The sequence below is a fragment of the Halorubrum trapanicum genome, from assembly GCF_002355655.1.
Taxonomy (GTDB): Archaea; Halobacteriota; Halobacteria; order Halobacteriales; family Haloferacaceae; genus Halorubrum; species Halorubrum trapanicum_A.
The window spans coordinates 1,078,828-1,096,196 of the sequence record NZ_AP017569.1; the positions used below are offsets into that span (position 1 = coordinate 1,078,828).

Genomic DNA, 17,369 nt, shown 5'->3' on the forward strand with positions numbered 1-17,369 from the left:
CTACTTAAAACGGCCCCTTGCCGCCGCCCATCATGTCGCCGAGGCCGCCGCCCTCGCCGCCCATCTTCTTCATCATGCGCTGCATGTCGCCCTCGCCCATCCCCTGGAACTGGCCGATCGTCTCCTCCATCATCGAGTGCTGCTCTAAGAGCTGGCGGACCGTCTCCTCGTCGGTACCGGAGCCGCGGGCGATCCGCTCCGTGCGCGACTGGCCGACGACGCGGGGGTTCTCCAGCTCCTCCTCGGTCATCGAGTCCATGATGCGCTCGAAGCGGCGCATCCGGTCTTGGGTGACGTCCATCGCGTCGTCGGGCAGCTCGTCCATCATCCCGCCGCCGAGCCCGGGGATCATGTCCATCACCTGGTCGAGCGGCCCCATCTTGTTCATCGCGTCCATCTGCCGCTTCATGTCCTTCAGGGTGAACTCCCCCTGAAGCATGTCCTCCGGATCCCAGTCTTCGTCCTCCTCCTGGGTCTCCTGCATCGCGCGCTCGACGCGCTCGGAGAGCTGCTTGAGGTCGCCCATCCCGAGCAGCCGGGAGATGAACCCCGAGGGCTCGAACCGCTCGATGTCCTGAACGGTCTCGCCGGTCCCGAGGAAGGCGATCGAGGAGTCGGTCTCGTTGACCGCGGTCAGCGCGCCCCCGCCCTTCGCGGTCCCGTCGAGCTTGGTGATCACGACGCCCTCGATGCCGATCGACTCCTCGAACTGCCGGGCCTGCTCCTTGGCGCCCTGGCCGATCGCGGCGTCGAGGACGAGCAGCGAGCGGTCGGGGTCGACGACGCCCTCGATCTCTTCGATCTCGGCGATGAGGTCGTCTTCGAGCGCGTGGCGCCCGGCCGTGTCGACGATGTGGACGTCGGCGTCTTCGGTCGCTTCGAGCCCGTCGCGGGCGATCTGGACCGGGTCGTCGGCGTCGGGGTCGCCGTAGAAGTCGACTTCGGCGCGCTCGGACATCTGCTTCGCCTGATCGTACGCGCCGGGGCGGAAGGTGTCGGTCTGGATGACGGCGGGGCGGAGCCCCTTCTTCGAGAACCACCAGGCCATCTTCGCCGCGGAGGTGGTCTTCCCCGACCCTTGGAGGCCGGCGAGGAGGATCGTCTGGTTCTCCAGCGGGAGCTCGGTGGAGTCGCCGACCAGCTCGACCATCTCCTCGTAGACGATCTTGAGGACGTGGTCCTTCGCGGTGGTGCCGCCCGGCGGCTCCTCTTCGAGCGCGCGAGACTTGATCGAGTCCGACAGCTCCATCACGAGGGAGACGTCGACGTCGGCGGAGAGGAGGGAGCGCTGGATCTCCTTGACGATCTCCTCGACGTCGCTCTCGGAGAGTCGGGACTTCCCCTGGAGCTTGTCGAGGCTGCTCCGCAGGGACGTGCCGAGGTCGTCGAGTACCATTTGCCGGAGCTAGGCGGGCGACGCGGTAAAGCTTTGTTCGTCGGCGGTGGCGGGATACGTTTCGAGAGTGTAGTCAGTGGGGAGTGCGTTCCTCACCCTCGTCGCTCGCTTATAAATGGCTGCTGCTGGATCGACGGAGAATGCCTCTAAAGCCCCAGCCGCTCGCTTATAAATGGTCGAGTGCGGATCGGCGGTGAACACCGCCAAAGCCCCAGCCGCGAGGTGGGCGCACGTTCGCTGCGCTCCTCGGTCGCTCACTTCGTTCGCTCCCTGCGGTGCTTACGTCGCCTGCGCCCGCCTCGCGACTGCCCCTTTGAGTCCCAACCCCGCCCCGCACAGCAACCGCACCTCACGCCTCCCCAGCCTCGTCGGGCGCATCCTTCAGGCTCCCTTCGGTCGCCCTCGGAGCGCCCGACTCCCTCGCGCGTGCGACTCGCGCCCTGCGGGCGCTCGTCGGCACGCGCCACCGCGGAATGATCATAAATCAAAGTCGGTCCCTCAATCCGACGAGTTTCCGCTATCCGTCCGCCTCAGACCTCCTCCGCGATGTACCGCTCGATCCGCGTCACGAGCTCCGGGCGGAACGTCCAGAAGCCGTCCCAGACGTTCGGCTCGTCTTCGAGCGCGAGCAGCGCGACGTGGTCGCCGTCGCCGCCGTCCGGCGGCGTGAACACGACGAACCACGACCGCTGATACGGGTAGGAGGTCCCGGTGTGGACGGTGATCGGGAGCCCCGAGAGCGAGTCAGCGTCCCCGACGCCGTACACGTGGACGTCGACGCCGGTCCCGGCGACGCGCTCGTACACCTCCCGGGTACCGCGCTCGTCGTCGATCCGCGAGAGCCGCTGGAAGGAGGCCCGAAGCGTGCCGTCCCCGCGTTCGGCCGCGATCCGCTCTATCACCCGCGAGATGATGATGAGGAGGAGTTTTTCCTTGTTCGAGGTGGGGTAGCCGCGGACCCGAAACGGCACCTCGTCGAGTCCCTCGAACACGGCCGGGAGCGCGACCTCGTCGAGGTCGATCCCGCCGGTCTTGTACAGGTCGGAGTTGATGAGCAGCACCGATTCGAGCAGCTCGTCGAGGGTCGAGCGCGCGACGATCGACCCGTCCTCGACGAGCGCGACCACGTCGTCGTCCGCCCCGGAGTCGGCCCCGGCCTCGCTGATCGAGACGGGCTGGCCGTCGAGCAGCGAGTCGAGCAGGTTCCGGACCGGGTCCGGCGACGACCGGTTCAGGAGGACGAGATGCCGGTCCGGCGTTTCGAGCTCGTCGAAGAACGAACGGAGCGATTCGGCCATACCGCTATTCCGGCCGACCGAAACAAAGTCCTTACTCCCGGCCGCGCTCGTCGACGAGTCTTGCGCCCGCGGCGTCGATCCGACAGACATCGGGGTCGTAGCCCGCGTCGGAGAGCCCCGTCCCGAGCGCGAAGACGGTGCGGCCGAGCATCGCCATGGCGGCGCCGAGGTCGTCGGAGTCGTCGCCTGCGACCGCGTCGACCGCCGCGATCGCCTCGGCCACCTCGGGCGCGAGGAGGTCCGCGTCGCGGGCGAACCCGCGGGCCGCGTCCATCAGCGTCGGGAGCCGCGGGTCCGCTCGGAGCCGGGTCAAGGCGTCCTCCCCGGCGGCGGAGAGCGCAGTCGTGTCGCCGCCCAACACCGCCTCCGTCGACAGTTCGCCGAACGTGACGTACTCGACGCGCGCGGTCGCCGGGACGCCGTCGAGCTCGCCGACTCCCGGCGCGCCCGGTTCGAGCCGGACGGGGACACCACCGCGCGCCTGCGCGACCACGTCGCCGAGGCCGGTCCCGCGGCCGACCTCCGCCGCGTGGGCGGTCCCGACGAGCTCGTTCTCGGAGCGGCCGCGGTCGAACGCGTCGTTCGCGGCGAGCGCGGCCCCCAGCGCCGCGGCGCCCGAGACGCCGAAGCCGGCGCCGATCGGGAGGTCGGTCTCGACGGCCACGTCGGCGCCGGACGCGTCGAGTTCGGCGAGGACGTCGTCGACCGCGCCGATCGACCCGGATTCGCCGTCGATAGTGCGCGAACCGATCCCGTCGCTCGCGTCGCCGTCGCCCGCCGTCGCGTCGACCGCGCCGTCCGGGACCGACACGCGGACCGTCACGCCGTCGGTGAGCGTCACGCCGGCGCCGCGCGAGCCGGCGACCGCCGGGTCGTCGGCGGGGTGCGCGCTGAAGAAGGCGGTGACGTGGCCGGGGACGAACGCGGTCGCCCGCTGGCTGCTCATGTGGGCGTCGACGAGCGGACCGCGATTAACGGTTGTTATCCCGGACGGAGCGGGCGCGGGCGCAATCGGAAACCGTCGCCGCCGACACCGCAGGCCTAAGTACCGGCCGGCCGAAGCCGAGCCGTATGCGAAACCAGTTGCGCCCCGTCCTCGCGGCCCTGCTCGCGCTGGTCTTTCCGGGGCTCGGCCACCTCTCGTTGCGACGGTGGGGGCGGGCGCTGCTGTGGCACCTGACGATCGTCGGCGGCGGGGTCGCGCTGTTCGCGCTGTACGACGTCGAACCGGTCGACCCCTTCGCCGACCTCGCGGCGGTGTCGGCCGCGGTCCCCACCGACGTGGCGCTCCCCATCGTCCTCCTCTCCGCGCTGTCGGCGCTCGACGCGTACCTCGTCGGGCGGGCGGACGCAGCCGAGCGCGACCGCGTCGACGCCGCCGCCGAAGCGATGCGGCGGCGGAGCGCGAACGCGGACGGCGACGACGGGCCGGGAAGCGGCCAGTCCCCGCCGGCCGCGGCCGTGGACGCCGAGGACGGGGAGCCGCTGGAGGTCACCTGTCCCAACTGCGGCAAAGCGGTCGACGCCGACCTCGACTTCTGTCACTGGTGTACCGAGCCCCTCCCGTGGGCCGAGCCGGACGACCGGTGACGCCGGCGCCGCGCCGTCGGTAACGGCGTTTCCCGCGGCCGCCTCGGTCCGTGAAGCGACCTCGGTCGTAGTTTCTCACCGCTGATAACTGAGAGCCAACTATCATATAACCCCGCCGAGAGGGTTCGGGTACGGACGCGAACGACGGACGGAAACATGAGTCTGAATCCACGACGATACGACGTACGGGAGCTGCGCCGGATCGCGGACGCGCCGCGAGACGGTGCGGACGGAGCGCCTCGGGAGCGGGCGCTCCGGCGGCCGAACCGGAACCGGGCCGAGCAGGCGGCGCGCTCGGCCGCGTTCACGGAGCTGCTCCAGCGTCAGCGTGGTGCGCGGCTGAACGGCGACAGCGGGGACCGGCCGTACCTGACGGCGATCCCGGCGTCGCCCGCGGCGGAACGCGAGATCGGCGAGTGGCTCGGCTACCTCGTCGACGTCGGCGGCCACGTGCGGAGCCGGGACGCGCTGTCCTACTACGGCGAGATCGACTGGGTCGGCGACGACGCGGTCGCGGCGCTTTCGCGCCGGCTGGAGGGGTTCGACGCCCCCACGCGCGACCGGCCGTTCACGCCCGCGGACCACCGGATCAGCCTCGTCTCCATCGTCCGGATCGCTTCGTGTGCGAGTGACCAATGAGCGACGACGAATCCACGGACATCAACGAATCGGACGAATCGGCTGCGGTCGGCGTGAAACTGGGCAGCACCCGCACGGTGCTCGACGTCCCCGACGGACGGGGCGGCCGCGAGCGCCACTCGGTGCTGACCTGCCTGGCGACCTACGAGGACGCCATCACCGGCGAGGAGAAGGTGCTGTTCGGCGAGGAGGCCGCGGTGGAGTACCCCGACCGCGTGCGCTTCATGCTGCGCTCGGGGCTCCCCGAGGACGACGACAGCGTCGCGGACGCGGAGCGCTTCTTCGAGGCGGTCGTGGACGCCCACGACGTGCCCGCGGACAGCGCGGTCGTCTACGCGGTGCCGACCATCGACAACGAGGCGGGCGTCGAGAACCTCAAGTCGGTGATCGAGGGCTCGTCGATCGGCGAGGTCGAGACGCGGAGCTACCCCGAGTCGCTGTGCGGGGCGATCCCCGCCTACGGCGACGACCTCGACGCGATCGACGAGGTGTTCGTCTCGGTGAACCTCGGCTCGACGACGATGGAGGCGTGCGCCTACCGGCGCGGCGAGCAGCTCTCGCCGTTCTCGACCGGCTCGGTGACGGGCAACGAGGTCGACCGCCGGATCGTCGCCGCCGTCGAGGAGGAGACCCAAGGGCGGGTCCACATCGACCGGACGACCGCCCGGGAGTACAAAGAGCAGCACGGCGACGTGTACGACTTCGAGCCGTTCACGGACGTGGTTCAACAGCCCGGGGGCGGGAGCCACGAGTTCACCGTCGACCGCGGCGTTCAGGAGCCGATCGACCGCTACATCGACGAGGCGGTCGACGTCGTCGCCAACGAGTTCCTCCCCGAGCTCGCGAACGACCACATGAAGCCCTACCAGCTGGCGCTCGGGCGCCCCCTCGCCGTCACCGGCGGCATGGCGTGTATCCCCGGGCTCACCGAGGAGTTCGAGAAGCGCCTCAGCGACGAGCTCGACCGCGACGTCGAGGTCGTCTCGCCCGACGAGCCCGCGCTCGCGGCCGCGGACGGCGCGGCGCGTATCGCGGAACGGCTCGTCTGAACGGCGCGCGAGCGGTTCGGCATTTTTCCATTTTTAAACCCCACAGTAGCCGATCCGCGCTACGCTGATCGAGACCAATTACGGTGGCGCGTGCCTGCGAGCGGCCGCCCCCGGCGGCCGCGAGACAGCACGCGCGAGGGAGTCGCGAGCGCTCTTAAGCGCGAGCGACGAGGCTGGGGAGGCGTGAGGTGCTGTGCGGTCGCGGTCGGGTGGGGCTCAAAGGGGCAGCCGGGAGGCCGCAGTAGGCGACGTAAGCACCGGAGGGAGCGAGCGAAGCGAGCGACTGAGGAGCGCAACGAGCGTACTGCGGCCTCCCGGCTGGGGCTTTGGAGGTGTTCCCCGCCGATCTGCTCGCGGTTATTTATAAGCGAGCGGCTGGGGCTTTGGAGGTGTTCCCCGCCGATCTGCTCGCGGTTATTTATAAGCGAGCGGCTGGGGGCTTTGGCGGTGTTCGCGGTCGATCCAGTATCGATTATTTATAAGTGGGTAACCGGTACTTCAGCAGCGCCCTCACCCGATCCACGGCCTACTATTTATACGTCAAAGAGGCGCTCGGCGTCGTTCGCCTGGCGGCGGTAGATGCCGCGACCCTTCAGCCGTGGGACCTCGTGGCGGTGGAGCCGCTCCGCCTCCGCGTCGTACACGAGCGGGAACACGTTCGTCCGGCGCTTCGCGACCGTGAATCCGGTCATCGCGTCGAGCAGCGACGGGTCGGGGTCCGAGGTCGCGAACGCCACGTAGCCGATGGGCGTCGGCGCCTCGCCGCCGTCGGCGCGCCCCGGGCGGGGGTCGACGGTCTCGGCGAGCACGTCCCGGAGCGACGCCGCGGTCTCTGCGAGCGTCGCCGCGTCGATTCCGTTCCCCTCGGTTTCGCTCGCCTCGGTTTCGTCCGCCTCGACGAGCGTCGCCAACACCGCGACCTCGCCGAGCGTGTCGTCCGTCTCGCGGGTCGCCCACAGGCGCTCGAACGCGTCCGTCCGCTCGTCGACCGCCTCGAAGCCGTGCTCGCGCCGGTTCTCCGCGACCGCGTCCCGGTAATCGCTGATGTCCATAGGATGCCCACGACCCCCATGGTAAAAAATGACATAGGTGGATCGGAAGCGGCAGGCGACCGTCACGGCGAGGCCGGAGACACCGGAGAGCCGTCGGAGCGGCCGCCGGACGATCCCCGGTCACTCGAACGTAGCCCTATATATCCCTCTTAGGAACCGTTATGACGGTACCTCGGAACGCTCGGGTATGAACGACGACGTCACGTTCGGGTTCGTCTGCGTCCAGAACGCCGGTCGCAGCCAGATGTCGGCGGCGTTCGCGGAGCGCGAGCGCCGCGAGCGCGGCCTCGGCGACCGCGTCGAGATCGTCACCGGCGGCACGCACCCGGCCGACGAAGTCCACCCCGAGGTCGTCGAAGCGATGCGAGAGGTGGACGTCGACCTCTCCGACCGCGTCCCCCGAGAGGTTTCGACCGCAGAACTCGACGCGTGCGACGTGGTCGCCACGATGGGCTGTTCGACGCTGGCGCTCGCCGACGGCGTGGAGGGGCGCGACTGGGCCCTCGACGACCCGCACGGGCAGGAGATCGAGCGCGTCCGCGAGATCCGCGACGAGATCGAGGGGCGAGTCGTCGCGCTCTTCGACGAGTTCTTCGACGAGGCGTAGGCGGCTCCAGACCGAGGATACCGTCGGCTCGCGTCGTTGCTCGCGGCAGAAGTAGTCCCGGGCGGATTCGAACCTCGGTCACTCCGCTTCGCTCCGTTCCCTGCTTCGAACCCGTGGTCGGGACTGTTCGTCCTCACTTCGTTCGGAGAATAGTCCCGGGCGGATTCGAACCGCCGTCAATGGCTGACTTCGGGCATCCGACGGGCGTCCTTGCCGGAACGCCCAACAGCCGCGCGCGAGTCGCGGACGCGGACGGATTCCCTCCAAAGGCCATTATGATTGGCCACTACACCACGGGACTGCGACTCCGGGTAACCGGCGGGCACTCAAGTACGTTACTCTCCGCGGCGCGTCGAGGGACCGTCTCCCGCCTACGCCCCCTCCTCGATCCGGTCGTACCGCCCTTCGAAGTTCTCCCGGCAGGAGCCGCAACAGAAGTGGTACAGCGTCCCGTCGATCCGGGCCGACTCCCCCTCCGCGGTGACGGTGTTGCCGCACTCGACGCACTCGACCGCGAGGTCCGCGTCGCCGACCGCGGGCGACCACTCGTGGGCGTCGAGCGGGCGCACCGAAAGCTCGGTTACGCTCTCCAGCCCGACCGCGTCGTCGACGAGGTCGCGGGCGGTCCCTTCCTCGACGCGCGCGACGACCGTCACCTCGCCGTCCGCGGTGAGGAACGCGTGTTCGACGCGCTCGTGGCCAGCGACCGCCTCGTGGACGCGCTCGGCGTCCGCGGGCGCGACGGAAAGCGTCGCGAGGACCCGCAGCCCGTCGGAGAGCGCGTCGCCGTCGATCCGAAGCGTGAACCCCTCTATCACCCCTATCTCGCGGAGCCGGTCGACGCGGTCCGACACCGCCGGCGCCGACAGGTCCACGCGCTCGGCGATGTCGCTGTACGGGCGCCGCGCGTCGGCCAGCAGCAGCCGGATAATCTCTCGGTCCGTCTCGTCGAGCGTGCGCATGGCCGGGCGTTCGACCGGCGCGGGCAAAAGCCGTCCGGCGATCGAAGGACGCGAAAGCGACCCCGAGAACCGGTCGCCCACGGGGGCGACGGAAAGGCAGTTGTGCCCGCGGCGCCAACGGTCGGGCATGACGACGATAGACGTCGACGGCATGTCGTGTACGGGCTGCGAGGACAACGTGACCGACGCGCTCGGCGAGCTGCCGGGCGTCGAGTCCGCGAGCGCCGACCACGAGGCGGGCACCGCGACCGTCGAGGGCGACGTCGACGTCGACGCCGTCGTGGCCGCCATCGAGGACGCCGGCTACGAGGCCTCGGCGTAAGCGAATCGCTGCCTCTTTTCCCCCGAACGCGCTCGCGGAGACATGGACACCGTACTGATCACCGGGAGCGCCGGCGGCGTCGGCGCGTGGACCGTCGACGCGCTCGCCGACGCCGGCCGCGAGGTCGTCGCCGTCGACCGCGAAGCGCCCCCGACGAACGAGCGCCGCGACGACGTCGACTACGTGGCGGCGGACCTCACCGACTACGGGGAGACGCGTCAGGTGGTCGAGGCCGCCGCGCCCGACGCGGTCGTCCACCTCGCCGCGATCCCGCACCCCGAGGACCACGCCGGCTCGCGCGTGTTCGCGAACAACGTCGAGAGCGCGTACAACGTCTTCGACGCCGCCGGCGCCGCGGGCGCCCGGATCGCCTGGGCGTCGAGCGAGAGCTGCTACGGCACCGTCTTCGCCGCGGACGACTGGCTCCCCGACCGCCTCCCGATCGACGAGGAGACGCCGACGGAACCCGAGGACCCGTACGGCCTCTCGAAGGTCGTCGGCGAGGAGGTCGCGGCCGCGGCCGCCCGCCGGCACGGCGTCCCCGCCGTCTCGCTGCGCCTCTCGTGGGTGACCTACCCGGGAGACGAGCGGCGCCGCGAGGCGCGCGAGGAGTTCGACCCCGCGACCGCGGAGCCGAGCGGTAACTGCTGGTCGTCCGTCGACGTGCGCGACGTCGTCTCCGCGATCGAGGCCGCGATCGACCCCGAGACCGAGGTCGACGGCCACGAGGCGGCGCTGATCGTCGCCGCGGAGAACTTCCTCGGCCGCGACACCGCCGCGACGATCGAGGCGGTCCACGGCGGCCTCCCCGCCGACTGCGACCTCGACGGCGACGAGTCCGTCTTCGACTGCTCGAAGGCGAAGCGGCTGCTCGGGTGGGAGCCGGAACACTCCTGGCGCGACGAGGTCGAATCGGAGGGGGACGGCGACTGAACGGGGGTCGAGGCGAGCCTGTCGGGGAGAATCAGTCGCCGTCGTCGTCCCGTTCGTCCGAGTCCGCCGCGTCGGCGTCGGTCGGCCGGGAGTCCGTCGCCCAGACGTCTCCTTCGTCCGGTACGTCGACGTCTGGGGTGCCGAGGTCGGCGGCGTCGACCCCGCGGTCCGGCGAGTCGCCGTCCTCGGGGGGAGCCGAGGGGGTCGCGGCCGAGTCCGGACTCGCCGCCGCCGTCGCTCCCTGGTCCGCGTCGGCGACCGCTTCGGCGTCGGCGGGGCCCTCGCCGTCCGCGGCCTCCGGGGCCGGCGGGCGGTAGGTGTAGAGGAACTCGCCGGCGACCGCGTGGAACGCGCCGGTCTCGGGGTCCTCCACGACGCCGGTGTCGTTGTCGATCGCGAAGTCGACGAGGTCGCGAAGCGACCCCGCCTCGGCGGTCGGGCGGTCGTGGACCGACGTCGGGAGACGGAACGTCGTGATCCACTCCGCGAACTCCGAGCGGTCGTCGCGGTAGGAGAGGTACTCCCGCTCCGCGTCGGTGAGCGCGAGGTCGTACTCCCGCGTCGCGTACCCGATTCCGCCGGCGCCGACGAGGCCGACGAGCAGGAGAAGCGGCCCGCCGAACGACCGGAGCACGCCGTACTCCCGCTCGACGGTCACCGGCTCTGTCCGCTCCGTCGTGTCGGACTGGACGCCGGGCTCGTCGACGGAGTAGGTGTCCCCCCCGTGAGTGATCGTCATGTCGACCGTCTGCGTCGACGCCGTCGGGACGCCGCCGATCGACCCGTCGACGGCCACCTCGGTCGTGACGAACGTCTCCGTCTCGCCGGGAGAGGCGCCGAGCTCCTCCTCGATCGAGGCCACCTGCCCGTCTATCGCCGTGCTGTTGAGCGTGAACGAGGCGTTCACCGGCTCGCCGGGGGCGACGTTCGAGACCGTCTCCGACGCGAGCGGCTCCGTCTCGCGCCAGTAGACGGTCCCCTCCTCGCCGACGTTCTGGATCACGAGCGTCGAGGCGAGCTCGACGGTGACGTTCTCGGCGGTCGACGCCGCGTAGCTCGTCGCCACGGTGACGTCGAGCTCCGGCGCGACCCGCGTGAAGTACGTGTCGCGCCCGTCGAGCACAGTGCCGGTCTCGAAGACGGCGTTCGGCTCCGTCACCGTCGCGCTGTGTCGGTACTCGCTCTCGACGGTGAGCGACGAGACCGTCCGGCGCTCCGTCTCCGTGCCGGGGTCGACGTGCGTCGTGTACGCGAGCCCCGCCCCGACCGCGACGAGGAGGAGACAGGCGACGAGGATCGCGGTGGACTGTGCGTTCAGGACGGCGCGGAGTCGAAGTCGGCGTTCGTTGGGAGCGTCTGCGGACATGTGTTACCTGTAGAGCTCGCGGAGGAGTCGCTTGTAGAGCGGGGGGCGCTCGCGCGAGTCGCGCGACCGGATCCGGGCGGGCTCGCCGCGCAGCAGCAGCAGCCCGACCGCGACGATGCCGCCGCCGAGCAGCCCGTTTATGACGAGCAGCGGCGCCCAGGGGTGGACGCCGTACAGCTCGTCGACGATCCCGGGCGGCAGCACGGCGAGGTAGCGGTGTTCGACGACGAACAGGCGGTAGTACCCCGTCTCGTCGGGCGCCGACAGCGTCACCGTCGTCGACGCCTCGCCGCGACTGCCGACCGAGAGCCGCTGCGGGTCGACGTCGACGCCCGGGCTGGCCGGCGTGACATACGCGTACACGGGGACGAGCCCCGAGTTGGGGACGACGTACTCTATCTCCTGGCTCGTGCCGCTCTCGATGACGGTCGGGTTCTCCGACTCGAACTCGGCGCTCACGACGCCGTACTCCTGTGTCCCGGCCGGGACGACCATCGCGGCAGTCGCGGTCGCCATCAGCACGAGCGCCAGCACGCCGAGGATCGCGAACACGGAGGTGCCGTCGTCGCGGGAGCGGTCGCGCGAGCCGCGGTCGCGCGTGCCGGCGTGGAGGTACCAGTCGACCGCGTACGCGACCATCGACAGCCCGAAGACGATGTATGCCAGCCCCTGCGTCCCCAGAAACGCTCGGGCACCAAACGTCACCGCCAGCCGCGTCTGAACCGCGCCGAGCGCGGACTGGAAGCCCATGGCGGCGGTACCCAGATGGGGGATCACGACGACGCCACCGCCGATCTGGAGCGCCTTCGCGACGATCTGCGCGTCCTGAACGACCGGCTCACCCCCGTCCTGATCGGTGAAGGGGTTGTTGTCCCCGCGGGTGATGTACCCGCGTTCGGTCTCCTCGACGACTCGGTGGGTCGTGAGGCCGCCGCCCTGTATCTCCTGGGCCTCGAACGTCACGACGTCGCCCGGCCCGATCTCGCCCGCGATCTGCGCGGGGATCGCCACGAACCCGTCGCCGGGGGAGAGCGTCGGCTGCATGCTCCCGGTCTCGACGTAGCTGAGAAGTATCGGCTGTCCGAGGAACTGGCCGACGACGAGCGAGACGACGACCAGCACCGCGGCCGCCTGAAGGGCCACGGACAGCGTTCGTTTGATGGACATGGTGTCGGTCTCGGGTCGGAGGAGTCTCGCCGCAGCGGCGATCGCAGGGCGCCGGCGATCTCGGGGCGGCTACCGCCGCGAAGCGGTTCCTGTCGCCCGAGCGTCAGGTAGCCGTCGATCGCTGAACGGCGGCGTGTCCTAATAAGTTCGTGGGTGGAGGCGAGTCCAGACGGTTGCGAGTGGCCTTATTCGTCGAAGACGCCGCCCGCGAGCAGCGCGAACGGGCCGATGAAGCCCAGACAGAACCCGAGGAGGTGGACGTAGAGGTTCACGACGCTGCCGGCGCCGGCGGGGTCGGCGGGGAACCCGACGACCGGGTAGCCGACGGCCACCACCGCGCCGACGGCGAGCAGGTCGCCGTAGCCGGGCCGCGAGGCGACCGACTTCGCGTGCGCCCGGATCGACCGCGGGAGCCGCACCCCGCTGCTGGCCGCGTACAGCAGCGCGAGGAGCGCGCCCGCGACCCCGATCGACAGGCCCGCAAGACCGATACCCGCGGTCGAGACGGGTAGCGCGAGGAGCGCGATCCACCCGACGAGCGCGAAGAAGACCGCCGGCAGCGCGGCGACGGAGGCACCGGGCGCGAACCGCTCGCGGGCGTAACAGTACCACACGATGGGAAGCAGTCCGGCGAGCGCCATGTTGACCCCGGAAAAGCCGAAGCCGATCGCGTTCCGGGGGACGGCGAGGTTCAGCGCGGACAGCGCGAACGGAAAGGCGCCGAGGTAGGTGACGAACGCCGTGAAAAAGAGGCGCCGGCGGCCGCTTAGGACCGCAAGCGCGTAGCCGGTCCCGGCGAGCAGCCCGTACCCGGCGAGGTTCCCGAGGAGGTGGTCGGCGCCGAGGTGGACGTAGTGCGCCGTGAACGCCGAGGACACTGTGGGGTCGGTGTACGCGAACGCGAGCGACCGGCGGGTCGCTCGTGGGAGAGCGAACACGGCGACGAGGACGGTCGGCGGGAGGCAGAGCGCGACGAGGTCGATGAGGCGAGCGCGGGCGGACAGCTCGTCGAGGAACGCCGCGTATCCCGATCGACCGCGCGCGTCGCGGTCGCGGACGGCGCCGTCGCTCCCGTCCCTGCCCGGGACCGAACGGTCAGTCTCCGACGAGAGGTCGCTCACGCGTGTGTGCTTCCGCGACCCTCGGTTAATTTCTGTGGTCCCGAGATCCAACGGCGATAACCGTCGACCGGCGTCCGCGCGACCGGCATCCGGCACCGACGCGAGCGGGCGTCACGACCGCGGCATCCGCCGGACGAGCGCGACGCTCGCTAGGACGATGGCGAGGAACACGGCGAGTCCGACGAGGTTCGACGGGTCGATCCCGCTCGGCTCCTCGGTGGGCGGACCGGACGCGTCGCCGTCGGGCGCCGCCGTGCCGCCGTCATCCGTCCCTCCCTCGACGGACGCGGTGTCGTCCTCGTCGCCGTCACCGGCCGGGTCGCCGACCGCGAGCGTCCCCGCCGAGACGCCGTCGACCGCGAGATCGTACGTCCCCGGCTCGTCGAAGGCCGCTTCGAACGCGAGGGAAGCCGTCTCGTCCGGGTCGAGCTCGACCCGCTGCGTCGCGAGCGGCTCGCCGTCCGCGGTGAGCGTCACGTCGCGCGCGCCGTCGTCGCGCCCCTCGTTCGCGACCGTCGCGCGGACGACGGCCGACTCGCCCGCGTCGACCGCCTCGCTGTCGAGCGAGGCGTCGGTCGCGCGGATGCGGGCCCGGTCGGTCGCCACGGCGAACACCGAGAAGTCGTCGGTCGGGGCCGTGACGTGGATCCGGTCCTCGGGCAGGTCGAGCAGGCGACGGACGGCCGGGTCGACGCGCTCCGTCTCCAGCCGTTCCCAGCCGCCGGGCGCCGACTCGGACCGGCGGTACAGCGAGATGTCGTCGGGGTCGCCGCCCGTCTCGTTGAGGTACTCGCGGTCGACGCTCACCGAGAACCGGACGCGAGACACCTCCTCGGCCGTGAACGCGTGGTCGAACTCGAAGTAGCCGTTCGGCGCCGCGCCGAGGGCGTCGTTCAGCGGCCCGGCCGACGCGAACGGCCCCGGTCGCCCGACGGTCTCGAACGCGACGTCGCCGCCGGTCACGCCCTCGATCCGGACGCGGTCGAGGGTGACGTCGTCGCCGACGATCTCCATGGCGCCCGCGTCGAAGGTCACCCCCTCGCCGGGGGAGAGGCCCCGTCCCTCGAACGCCCGGCTGGCGGGCGCGGGGCGTCGGACAGTGGTGACGAGGCCGTCGCCGTCGTCGTCCTCCTCCTCGCCGTCCGCGTTCGACGACATCGACTCCGGTTCCGCGATCTCGGCGCGGATGTCGAAGTCGTCGCCGCCGAGCTGCGTGCCGGCGACGGCGCCGCGCGCGTCGACCTCGAGGCCGACCGCGACGGTCTCTTCCGGGCCGAGCGTGACGTTGTTCGCCTCGCCCTCGATCGACTCGCCGTCGGCAACGAAGGTGACGTTCTCCTCCGGGTGCTCGATCCAGACCCGGGCGTACTCGTCGGCGGTGTAGGTGATCGTGAACACGCCGTCGGCCGAGGCGAGCGTTCCGGGGTTGACCCCCTCGAAGTCGCTCGGGAGTTTCGGGTTCGACCCCGAGACGTCGACGACGATCTCGTCGTCGTCGTTCAGGTACGCGTAGGCGTCGTTGGGGCCGTCCACGGGGTGGACGGCGAGGCGCTCCTCTGCGAACGTGTCCCCCGGCCCGTCGACCACCGCCGCCCCCGTCGCGAAGACGAGCCCTCCGGCGGCCGCGACGAGGACTGCGATGAGGAGAGTTCGACGGGCAGTAGACATGTGTGACTGGTCGATCGTTACCGTCGGACGGTCTTGGTTATGCGGTGCTTGAAGTTTCGAAGGGGTTCGTCAAGGGACCCAAGAGCGACGCGAGACCGCGGAGTCACCGGCCCGAAAAGTGATTTGGAATATGAGAATTTCACATCCTGTATCGTGATCAAATAAGCCGTTCGGGATTTGAGACACCGACTAAACACACTCAAACCCGATTATACGGGCGTTTCAGTCTCGTTCGCGTGGGGAATCGTGAACGCAAATAAACGTTGTCGAGTTATCACAACCTGTGGTTTTATGTTGGTGTGTTCATATTTGTCTGACGTAAATGGCGTCGGCACAGCAGATCGAGACGGGAGGGGCAGAGCCGGCGGCGGAGATCTCCGAAGACGATCTGTTCGACGTTCTGGCCAACCAGCGGCGGCGGTTCGCGGTACACCTGCTGAAACGCGAGCCGGACGACGCGGTCGAGATCGGCGAGATGGCGGAGCAGATCGCGGCCTGGGAAAACGGGATCGACACCGCCGAGATATCGAGCAGCGAGCGGAAGCGAGTGTACACGGCGCTTCAGCAGTCGCACCTGCCGAAGATGGACGACGCGGGGGTCGTGGAGTTCAACAAGGCGCGCGGGGTCGTCGAGCCGACCCCGGCGCTGACGGACGTGGACGTGTACTTAGACGTCGTCGAGGGCCGAGAGATCCCGTGGAGCGAGTACTACCTCGGGCTCTCCGGCGTGGCCGCCGCGCTCGTTTCGGCGGTGTGGGTGGGCGTGTGGCCGTTCACGCTGCTCCCCGAGATGGCGTGGACGCTGGCGATCGTCGTCGCGTTCGCGTTCTCGGCGCTGGCCCACAAGTACTACACCGCGGAGATGGAGGTCGGCCGCGGCGAGGAGCCGCCCGAAGTGGGCGACGAGTGAGCGACCGGGGACCGGAGCGGAGCGCGGGCGACCGAGGTCCCGCGGTCGGCGGCGAGAACGGGGTTCAGGCCAATGTCACGGGCGTTCAAGCGGTCCGATACCCGCTTCCGACGGCTCATAACCTTAAGTGTGCGACACGTGTTGTCAACCAGTAACCCAGTGTTGGACCCACGCACATCATGAAACGACGCAATCTCATTCTCCTGCTCGGCGGAACCGGGTCGGCCGCGCTCAGCACCGGCACCGGCGCCTTCTCCAGCGCGAGCGCGGACCGCTCTGTGGAGGTGTCCGTCGTCGAGGACGAGAACGCGTACGTGGGGTACATGGCGCTCCCGGAAGTCAAGGAGCTGAGTGACGATGACGGCGAAGAGAAGAAGTCGATCACCGTCGAGGATGGTGATCGAGTCACGCTCCTCAGAGTCGCGAATCGGTTCCCGGAAAACTCCGGGATCGGTATCGTGGGGATCGACTTCGCAGGCAACAAGGACCTGTTCAGCGACCTAGCGGTCGAGCTGTCGACCGACGACGAGTACGAACAGATGGGCGACAGCGAGGTCCGTCGCGGGCCCTTCGAGGACGGCGGGCCGGTCCGTGACGAGTACGCGTTCGGTCCCGGAGAATATGCCTACGTGACGGCGGGCGTACACGGTCCGCCTGACGAGTACGAGATTGAGATCACAGTTCGCGTCCGCGGGACCAAGGACACGGGAGTCTCGGCGAGTATCTTCGGGGACACGCGAGCGTTCAAACTCAGGATCGAAGCGGACGACGACAACGGGACTGCTACCGTCTCCGGCGTGGAGTTCAAGTCCGGGAATTCGGGCGTCGTTCTCAACACGCAACAGGGCGACAGCAGTCCGGAAACCGCGTCGGCTGGAGGCAACAGTAGCACCGAAATCACGGCGAGCGCCTACTACGAGGACGGTGGGGAAGTCAAGAAGACTGATGAGGCCGAGGTCTCGGCCGACAAGAAGATCAAACTGAAAGACTTCGACGACAGTCTCGACAACGGCAAACGGATCGTCGGGATCGAGGTCAAGGGGATCAGCGGCGTATTCGACCGCGGGCAGACTTCGGCGTCTGGAGACAGCGACAACTACAGCGGGACGACAGACGGGACAGTCAAGCTAGAGGACGCTTCCTTCTACGAGCAATTCGTCGACGACTGAGGCCCGATCGTATCTGCGGCGTCTTCGAGTACGACGCTGAAGAGCGTCGCGCTCGTCCAGTCACGTTTCCTTCGATGTCGGCTCAACACTGTTTCAGAGACCTGTTGATGCTGAAGCGGG

The 17,369-nt window shown here is 69.7% G+C and carries 17 protein-coding genes and 1 tRNA gene; 8 read left to right on the forward strand and 10 right to left on the reverse strand.

The features are described from left to right. Positions 1-4: 4 nt before the first annotated feature. The 3 genes from CPZ01_RS05270 to CPZ01_RS05285 form a co-directional block, all read right to left on the reverse strand. Positions 5-1,396 (reverse strand): signal recognition particle protein Srp54, encoded by a 1,392-nt coding sequence (locus CPZ01_RS05270; RefSeq protein WP_096393763.1) that lies wholly within the window; start codon positions 1,394-1,396, stop codon positions 5-7. A gap of 530 nt (positions 1,397-1,926) precedes the next feature. Further along, complete coding sequence (locus CPZ01_RS05280) at positions 1,927-2,694, reverse strand: DICT sensory domain-containing protein (protein ID WP_096393765.1); 768 nt, start codon at positions 2,692-2,694, stop codon at positions 1,927-1,929. 31 nt (positions 2,695-2,725) lie between these two features. Next, complete coding sequence (locus CPZ01_RS05285) at positions 2,726-3,640, reverse strand: pantoate kinase (RefSeq protein ID WP_096393766.1); 915 nt, start codon at positions 3,638-3,640, stop codon at positions 2,726-2,728. A 125-nt stretch (positions 3,641-3,765) separates the two neighbouring features. On the opposite strand from CPZ01_RS05285, the gene CPZ01_RS05290 reads away from it, so the two are divergent. The 3 genes from CPZ01_RS05290 (at position 3,766) to CPZ01_RS05300 (ending at position 5,972) form a co-directional block, all read left to right on the forward strand. Continuing rightward, positions 3,766-4,284, forward strand: coding sequence for a zinc ribbon domain-containing protein (locus CPZ01_RS05290; protein WP_096393767.1), 519 nt, complete (start codon positions 3,766-3,768; stop codon positions 4,282-4,284). 156 nt (positions 4,285-4,440) lie between these two features. Continuing rightward, a complete protein-coding gene (locus tag CPZ01_RS05295; RefSeq protein ID WP_096393768.1) occupies positions 4,441-4,923 on the forward strand; it encodes a FlaD/FlaE family flagellar protein in 483 nt (160 codons plus the stop codon). Further along, the gene (locus CPZ01_RS05300; RefSeq protein WP_096393769.1) at positions 4,920-5,972 is read left to right on the forward strand and encodes a cell division FtsA domain-containing protein; all 1,053 of its coding nucleotides are present in this window, start codon (positions 4,920-4,922) and stop codon (positions 5,970-5,972) included. The genes CPZ01_RS05295 and CPZ01_RS05300 overlap by 4 nt, the downstream gene beginning before the upstream one ends. Positions 5,973-6,505: 533 nt before the next feature. Here CPZ01_RS05300 and CPZ01_RS05305 read toward each other — a convergent pair. Beyond that, on the reverse strand, positions 6,506-7,024 hold the full coding sequence (locus tag CPZ01_RS05305; protein WP_096393770.1) for a hypothetical protein: 519 nt from the start codon (positions 7,022-7,024) through the stop codon (positions 6,506-6,508). A gap of 187 nt (positions 7,025-7,211) precedes the next feature. On the opposite strand from CPZ01_RS05305, the gene CPZ01_RS05310 reads away from it, so the two are divergent. Continuing rightward, positions 7,212-7,631 (forward strand): low molecular weight phosphatase family protein, encoded by a 420-nt coding sequence (locus CPZ01_RS05310; RefSeq protein WP_096393771.1) that lies wholly within the window; start codon positions 7,212-7,214, stop codon positions 7,629-7,631. Positions 7,632-7,781: 150 nt separating this feature from the next. Here the strand turns inward: CPZ01_RS05310 and CPZ01_RS05315 are convergent. Both CPZ01_RS05315 and CPZ01_RS05320 read right to left on the reverse strand, forming a co-directional pair. After that, positions 7,782-7,932 (reverse strand) — tRNA-Gln (locus CPZ01_RS05315). Between the two features lie 70 nt (positions 7,933-8,002). Then, the gene (locus CPZ01_RS05320) at positions 8,003-8,593 is read right to left on the reverse strand and encodes an AsnC family transcriptional regulator (RefSeq protein WP_096393772.1); all 591 of its coding nucleotides are present in this window, start codon (positions 8,591-8,593) and stop codon (positions 8,003-8,005) included. 127 nt (positions 8,594-8,720) lie between these two features. Between CPZ01_RS05320 and CPZ01_RS05325 the strand changes: the two genes are divergently transcribed. Then, on the forward strand, positions 8,721-8,915 hold the full coding sequence (locus CPZ01_RS05325) for a heavy-metal-associated domain-containing protein (RefSeq protein ID WP_007344879.1): 195 nt from the start codon (positions 8,721-8,723) through the stop codon (positions 8,913-8,915). Positions 8,916-8,957: 42 nt separating this feature from the next. Further along, the gene (locus CPZ01_RS05330) at positions 8,958-9,848 is read left to right on the forward strand and encodes an NAD-dependent epimerase/dehydratase family protein (protein WP_096393773.1); all 891 of its coding nucleotides are present in this window, start codon (positions 8,958-8,960) and stop codon (positions 9,846-9,848) included. A 31-nt stretch (positions 9,849-9,879) separates the two neighbouring features. Here the strand turns inward: CPZ01_RS05330 and CPZ01_RS05335 are convergent, their stop codons facing one another. From CPZ01_RS05335 to CPZ01_RS05350, 4 genes are all read right to left on the reverse strand, one after another. Further along, positions 9,880-11,214, reverse strand: coding sequence for a DUF5305 domain-containing protein (locus CPZ01_RS05335; protein WP_096393774.1), 1,335 nt, complete (start codon positions 11,212-11,214; stop codon positions 9,880-9,882). Between the two features lie 3 nt (positions 11,215-11,217). Further along, positions 11,218-12,381 carry a signal peptidase I gene (locus tag CPZ01_RS05340; RefSeq protein WP_096393775.1) on the reverse strand — a complete coding sequence of 388 codons (1,164 nt, stop codon included), beginning with the start codon at positions 12,379-12,381 and terminating at the stop codon, positions 11,218-11,220. Between the two features lie 185 nt (positions 12,382-12,566). Further along, positions 12,567-13,502, reverse strand: coding sequence for a hypothetical protein (locus tag CPZ01_RS05345; protein ID WP_096393776.1), 936 nt, complete (start codon positions 13,500-13,502; stop codon positions 12,567-12,569). Positions 13,503-13,613: 111 nt separating this feature from the next. Further along, positions 13,614-15,170 (reverse strand): DUF1102 domain-containing protein, encoded by a 1,557-nt coding sequence (locus CPZ01_RS05350; protein ID WP_096393777.1) that lies wholly within the window; start codon positions 15,168-15,170, stop codon positions 13,614-13,616. Positions 15,171-15,492: 322 nt separating this feature from the next. On the opposite strand from CPZ01_RS05350, the gene CPZ01_RS05355 reads away from it, so the two are divergent. Both CPZ01_RS05355 and CPZ01_RS05360 read left to right on the forward strand, forming a co-directional pair. Continuing rightward, the gene (locus CPZ01_RS05355) at positions 15,493-16,080 is read left to right on the forward strand and encodes a DUF7344 domain-containing protein (protein WP_096393778.1); all 588 of its coding nucleotides are present in this window, start codon (positions 15,493-15,495) and stop codon (positions 16,078-16,080) included. Between the two features lie 179 nt (positions 16,081-16,259). Continuing rightward, positions 16,260-17,249 carry a hypothetical protein gene (locus CPZ01_RS05360; protein ID WP_096393779.1) on the forward strand — a complete coding sequence of 330 codons (990 nt, stop codon included), beginning with the start codon at positions 16,260-16,262 and terminating at the stop codon, positions 17,247-17,249. The last annotated feature ends 120 nt before the right edge of the window (positions 17,250-17,369 follow it).